The 2757-nt window shown below is 65.5% G+C and carries 2 protein-coding genes and 1 tRNA gene; all 3 read left to right on the top strand.

All coding sequences use genetic code 11. From position 1 onward, the window contains the following. Positions 1–8 precede the first annotated feature (8 nt). A tRNA-Arg gene (locus ACWGKS_RS29735) sits at positions 9–84 on the top strand. Positions 85–400: 316 nt separating this feature from the next. After that, positions 401–814 carry a hypothetical protein gene (locus ACWGKS_RS29730; RefSeq protein WP_452525044.1) on the top strand — a complete coding sequence of 138 codons (414 nt, stop codon included), beginning with the start codon at positions 401–403 and terminating at the stop codon, positions 812–814. Further along, a partial coding sequence (locus tag ACWGKS_RS29725; protein WP_452525042.1) for a tetratricopeptide repeat protein occupies positions 811–2757 on the top strand: 1947 nt, incomplete at its 3' end. The genes ACWGKS_RS29730 and ACWGKS_RS29725, both read left to right, overlap by 4 nt.

Below are 2757 nucleotides of genomic sequence, written 5' to 3'. Positions count from 1 at the left end.
CCAATCGAGCACCCGTAGCTCAGTGGATAGAGCACCGGACTTCTAATCCGACGGTCGCAGGTTCGAATCCTGCCGGGTGCGCCACAAAACCCCAGTTCAGACGGGGTGCGCGAGGACCTCGAACGAGGTCCTCGCCGCGTTTAGGGGCCATGTGTGCTCCTCGTGTGCTCCCCAGTACAAGGCGAGTGCAGGTGGGGGTCCACCTCACGGAGCACTTTGCCATCCCGTGACCCTGGCGGCCCACTCCAGGACTGCCCCGCACCCTCCCACCAGTGCCCCACAGTCGCACCGACACGCGCAGCCCCGAGCCTGTACGCCGCAATGCCTCAACCGGCCAGATACGGACGCTTCCCCCGAAACCCCTTACCCCAAAGGCCTTCACCCACCACAATCAGATGGCATGAACAAGACGAGGTGGATCGGTGTAGCAGCAGCGACTGTCGCAATCGTCGCCGCGCTGAGCGCGGGACTGTGGCTCGGTGGCGGGCCGTCCTCACGCGCGGGATGGGAGGCCGCGTCCTGGACTGCGGGCATCACCGCTGCCCTGAGTCTGGTCGCCAACGTGATCGTCTGGGCAACCACATCCACCAAGTCCTCCCCTGCTCAACCCTCCGGCGCCCCTATGCGCACGGACAATACGGTGAACGGGAACATCTCAGACAGCACCGTGGTCCAAGGCCACGAGGTGCACGTGGACAACCCCACCTATAGAGGAAACCACAACGATTTCCGAGGTGGCACCTTCAACGGCCCCTTCATCAACGAACAACACCACCGGAGCAGCCCTGGCGAGAACACGGAGCCTGGCCAGTGAACGCTTCCTACGAGGGCCACCACAACGATTACCGCGGCAGCGTCTTCAACGGCCCGTTCATCAACGAACAACACCTCCAACTACCCCCACACGAGATCAACTGGCCCATCCGTATCGGTGTGATCCCCGAGGAAGCCGTTCATTACCAGCACCGCGCTATCGCTGAACAACTCGAACAGGCCTTGGACGGCTTCGGAACCGTGGTACTGCGACAAGTGTTGTCCGGTACCGGCGGCGTCGGTAAGACCCAACTGGTCGCCCACCACGCCCGTACCCTGCGCGCCATTACCGACCCCGACCACCGGGTCGACGTTCTGGTCTGGGCCAACGCCGCCACCCGCACAGGCATCACCTCCGCCTACAGCCACGCCGCCCGACAGCTGTACAGCAACGTCCCCGACGACCCCGAGGACGCCGCCGCCTTCTTTCTCGCCTGGCTTGGCGACCCCAACAAGCACCAGGGGCGCCGCTGGCTCGTCATCTGGGACGACCTCGCCGACCCTGCCCCGGTCACAGACCTATGGCCTCCGCACGATCAGCCCCACGGGCGCACCCTGGTCACCACCCGCAGGCGCGACCACTCCCTCACCACGCAGGGCCGCCATCTCATCGACGTCGACGTTTACACCGTCCATGAGGCTCGCGCCTTCCTCGCCAATGCCCTCGACGAAGCAGGCATAGACCATACCGACACGGACCTGGGCACCTTGGCCGAGTCCCTGGGGCGCCTGCCTCTAGCCCTGGGACAGGCCGTGCCCTACATGGCCGAACTCGGTATGAGCTGCGACGAGTACCTGCAGGTGTTCCACGACCGGATGAGCACCCTGCGCGAGGTGTTCCCCGACTGGGACACCGACACCCCTCTGGCCGCCACCTGGGACCTGTCCCTGACCATGGCCGACACCTTCACCCCCCAGGGCTTGGCCCGCCCCTTGATGGGACTCGTCGCCCTTCTGGATGGCGAGGGCCTCCCCTCGGCCGTGCTCCACGCCCCATCGGCCCGGGACTACCTCGCCACCCGCGCCCCGAAGGCCGCGCTGAACGGCGCGACCATCTCCGTCCATCAAGTGCGCACCGCTCTGGCCGGGCTACACCGACTGAACCTGATCACCCGCCCCAGCGCTGGATCCGATATCGGGGCGAACGGGGCGTTCGTCCGGGTGCACCAGCTCGTGCAGCGCGCCACCCGTGAACACCCCGCCACTCACCCCACACCCGAGTCAGTGCACGCCACTGCCGATGCCCTGCACCACACCTGGAACAACATCGATCGTGACCCCGACCTGGCTCAACGGCTGCGTGCCAACACCACCGCCTTGCGATCTCACCCCAACGTCCAAGGGCGATCCAGCGAGGAATGGCTATGGGAACCCGATGGGCACCCTGTGTTGTTTCACGCCGGCCGAAGCCTGGGAGAGAGCGGCCAATTCAAAGATGCGGTGGTGTACTGGGAGGACCTGACGCGCACTGCCGAGCATCACTTTGGGCCCAGCCACCTCAATACTCTCACCACCCGAGGCAGTCTCGCCCATTGGCAGGGCAGAGCCGGAGACCCCACGGGCGCAGTCACCTCACTCGAACAACTCCTCCCCGACTGCATCCGCGTCCTGGGCCCCGACCACCGGGCCACCTTCACCACACGCCACAACCTCGCTCACTGGCAAGGCGAAGCCGGAAACCCAGCAAGCGCAGTCGCCACCATCTTCGGGAACCTCATCCCCGAAGAACAACGCGTCCTGGGCCCCGACCACCCCGACATTCTCACCACCCGAGGCAGTCTCGCCCATTGGCAGGGCAGAGCCGGAGACCCCACGGGCGCAGTCACCTCACTCGAACAACTCCTCACCGACCAACAACGAGTCCTCGGACCCGACCACCCCAACATTCTCACCACCCGCAGCAGCCTTGCCTTATGGCAGGGCAAAGCCGGAAACCCCGCAGAA

The sequence above is a fragment of the Nocardiopsis sp. NPDC055879 genome (assembly GCF_053615935.1).
Note: the sequence above shows the minus strand (reverse complement) of the source record. Positions and strands in the feature narration are given on the sequence as shown.

What these genes read in the sequence shown, in the direction of transcription:
- ACWGKS_RS29730 (WP_452525044.1), top strand. Translation starts at nt 401, where the DNA reads ATGAACAAGACGAGGTGGATCGGTGTAGCAGCAGCGACTGTCGCAATC.